Below are 3,400 nucleotides of genomic sequence, written 5' to 3' on the forward strand. Positions count from 1 at the left end.
GGGCATTACCTCCGCCCACGCGTAACGTCAACATGCCGCGAACGTCCGCGTGGGCACGTTTTCATTTGAGGCTCCCGGCCTCAAATGCCCACCCTACGTCTGCTTACCGTAGCTCAGGTTCGCCCGTGAAATTGGGTTTGCGCATCGGCATCTCATGCCGCCGCGTCCACAACCCGGCCCACCCTGGCGGCCACTCGATCACGGGACCGGGGTACGCCGGCAACCCCGCACGCACCGGCACAACAGGCACCGGCGGCATCTCGATCAACCCGCCGTTCGCATTCTTTTGCATCGGCGCCAAGTCGAAGGAATACATGTACCCCGGCAACAGCGCCTCGCACACGTTCGCGAACCAGGCTGTGTGATCTTCGTCGCGCCCGAGCGCGCGCGCGAGGCCTTCGGGATCGAATTTCGCCAGCGCATGGATCAGCTCGTCCGTGCTGGCGCCCGGCGCATCGCCCCAGCCCATCACGGGGTTGTTGTTGTAGTCGGCGCCGGAGCCATACCAGCCTTCGCGCCAAGGGCGCTGCATCCAGTCGCGCTGGCCCGTGAACAGATGCCAGCGCCAGTGCAGGCCGGACGGCTTGGGCCAGGAGTACAGGTACAGCTTTTCGTAGCCGGCCTTGTGCAACTCGCGCACCATCGCCATCAGGCGCGCATGCGGCATGCGGTCCGGCGGGGAGCGGCGGAACCGGATCGCCTCGCCATCGGCATGCTGCACCTCGTCGGTCGACAGGTTCAGGTCGAGCGTGCGCGTTTCGTTGCCGAAACGTGCGGAAATCCAGCCTGTCAGCAGGTTGACGTGGGTGATGACGCCATAGCCGCGATGGCGGTGAAAGATGACGGTTCCGGGTGCGACGGGTTTCATTGAGAAGGCGGGCTCGGCCCAAAAAGGAGTCAGGATACTCATCCGATCCGAACGATTCTAGCGCAGACACCTACGGATACACTACGGTTTGGGGCTATCATTACCCACCTTTTTTTACAGAGTTTTCAAATCATCATGACTTTGCGGATCATCGCCACGGGCGGCACTTTCGACAAACACTACAATGAACTCAACGGTGTCCTGGGCTTTGCCAACAGCCATTTGCCGGAGGTCATCGCACGTTCCCGCATGACCATTCCTGTCGAGCTGCAGGTCGTGTCGCTGCTCGATTCGCTGGACATGCAGGACGCCGACCGCCGGAACGTGCTGGCCGCCTGCCAGGCCGCCGGCGAGAAACAGATCGTGATCGTGCACGGCACCGACACGATGCGCGAAACGGCCGAGGTGCTGGGCGCGGCAATGTCGGACAAGACCATCGTGTTCACTGGCGCCATGATCCCTTATGAGATCGCCAACTCGGACGCGCTGTTCAACTTCGGCTTCGCCTGCGCCGCCGCGCAGATGCTGCCGCCGGGTGTCTATGTGGCGATGAACGGCAATATCTTTACCTGGGATAACGTCACGAAGAACCGCGCCGCGGGCGTGTTCCAGGCACTCTGACGGAAAGCCTGTCCGCCCGATTCTTCCGGGCGCTACGCACTTTCGTCGATTCCTATAATGGTTCTCCCACGAACCTGAGGAGCTATGCGATGAGCGAGCAGCGCCCCACCCTGACCACGCGCCAGGGCCATCCCGTCCGCGACAACCAGGCCATGCGTTCCGTCGGCGAACGCGGTCCGACCACCCTCGAGAACTACCAGTTCATCGAAAAGATCACCCACTTCGACCGCGAACGCATCCCCGAGCGCGTGGTACATGCGCGCGGCACGGGGGCGCATGGCTATTTCGAAGCCTATGGCAAGATCGGCAACGAACCGGCGAGCAAGTACACGCGCGCCCGCGTGCTCAACGAGACGGGCGTGCAGACACCCGTGTTCGTGCGCTTCTCGACCGTAATCGGCGGCAAGGAATCGCCGGAGACGGCACGCGACCCGCGCGGCTTCGCCGTCAAGCTGAAAACGGTCGATGGCAACTGGGACCTCGTCGGCAACAACCTGAAAGTCTTCTTCATCCGCGACGCGATCAAGTTCCCGGACATGATCCACGCCTTCAAGCCCGACCCCGTCACGAACCGGCAGGAGCCGTGGCGCTTCTACGATTTCATCTGCAGCCATCCGGAAGCGCTGCACATGGTTACGTGGGTCAAGAGCYCGTGGGGCATTCCGGCCAATTACCGCGAGATGGAAGGTTCGGGCGTCAACACCTATAAACTCGTGAACGACCAGGGGATCGCCCACCTCGTCAAATTCCACTGGCAACCGAAACAGGGCGTGCGCAACCTGACGAGCCAGCAGGCCGCCGAGATCCAGGCGCACGACACGAGCCACGCCACGCGCGACCTGTACGACGCCATTGAACGCGGCGACTTCCCGGAGTGGGAATTCTGCGTGCAGATGATGAGCGACGGCGAACATCCCGAACTCGACTTCGACCCGCTGGACGACACCAAGCGCTGGCCGGAAGACCAGTTCCCGCTGCTGCCCGTGGGCCGCATGGTGCTCGACAAGAATCCGGACAATGTGTTCGCCGAAACGGAGCAATCCGCCTTCGGCACAGGCGTGCTCGTCGACGGCGTCGACTTCTCCGACGACAAGATGCTGCAGGGCCGCACCCTCTCCTACTCGGACACGCAGCGCTACCGCGTCGGTCCGAACTACCTGCAGCTACCGATCAATGCGCCGCAAGAAAAGGCACGCGCGCGCACGAACCAGCGCGACGGCCAGATGACGTATTACGTCGACGGCGGCGGCGAGGAAAAACACATCAACTACGAACCGAGCGTGCTGGGCGGCCTGGCCGAGGCGCCGCAGCCGGACAAGGATTATCACCAGCACGTCGAAGGCCACCTGGGCCGCTACCAGACGCGCCGCACGGCCGACGACTACCGGCAAGCCGGCGACCGCTACCGCACGTTCGAGGACTGGGAACGCGACGACCTCGTCAACAACGTCGGCGGCGACCTCAAGAAATGTCCGGAAGTGATCCAGTTGCGCATGGTCTGGCATTTGTGGCATTGCGACGAGGACTACGGCCGGCGCGTGGCCGAGATCGCGGGCGTGGATCTGGAAAAGGCAAAGATGTTGCAGCCGTTGCCGGGCAAGCCGGCGCCGGGCGAGAACCGCGAGGGGCCGATGACCACGAGTGGTCAATCGGAAAGCGGCGGCAGGAAGGAGCCGGCGACCACGGAGGAAGTGGCGTCAGCCAAATAAAACGCAAAACGTTGCGGGTAGGGTGGGCACCCGTGCCCACGCGTGACGTTTGCGGTATGTTGGCGTTACGCGTGGGCACAGGGGTGCCCACCCTTGTATCTTGAACGAGTTGATGATTAGCTACCATCAACTGAGGTGAAGACCAGCTTGTGCCCACCCTGAAGGCATTGACCTTGTGGTAGTAGATTAAGCCCTTCACCTC

The 3,400-nt window shown here is 62.7% G+C and carries 3 protein-coding genes; 2 read left to right on the forward strand and 1 reads right to left on the reverse strand.

What is annotated here, in order from left to right; translation table 11 throughout:
* Positions 1 to 103: 103 nt before the first annotated feature.
* Entirely contained in the window at positions 104 to 868 is a 765-nt protein-coding gene (locus tag AC1DYX_RS29515; RefSeq protein WP_477265535.1) for an L-asparaginase, read from the reverse strand.
* 135 nt (positions 869 to 1,003) lie between these two features.
* Between AC1DYX_RS29515 and AC1DYX_RS29520 the strand changes: the two genes are divergently transcribed.
* Both AC1DYX_RS29520 and AC1DYX_RS29525 read left to right on the forward strand, forming a co-directional pair.
* Positions 1,004 to 1,489, forward strand: a complete 486-nt coding sequence (locus tag AC1DYX_RS29520; protein WP_477265537.1) for an asparaginase domain-containing protein — start codon at positions 1,004 to 1,006, stop codon at positions 1,487 to 1,489.
* Between the two features lie 89 nt (positions 1,490 to 1,578).
* Positions 1,579 to 3,198 carry a catalase gene (locus tag AC1DYX_RS29525; RefSeq protein ID WP_477265539.1) on the forward strand — a complete coding sequence of 540 codons (1,620 nt, stop codon included), beginning with the start codon at positions 1,579 to 1,581 and terminating at the stop codon, positions 3,196 to 3,198.
* Positions 3,199 to 3,400 lie beyond the last annotated feature (202 nt).

This window comes from Massilia sp. P2_C2 (genome assembly GCF_056404615.1).

Coding starts and splice junctions, on each gene's coding strand:
- AC1DYX_RS29515 (WP_477265535.1), bottom strand. CDS start 868: ATGAAACCCGTCGCACCCGGAACCGTCATCTTTCACCGCCATCGCGGC.
- AC1DYX_RS29520 (WP_477265537.1), top strand. CDS start 1,004: ATGACTTTGCGGATCATCGCCACGGGCGGCACTTTCGACAAACACTAC.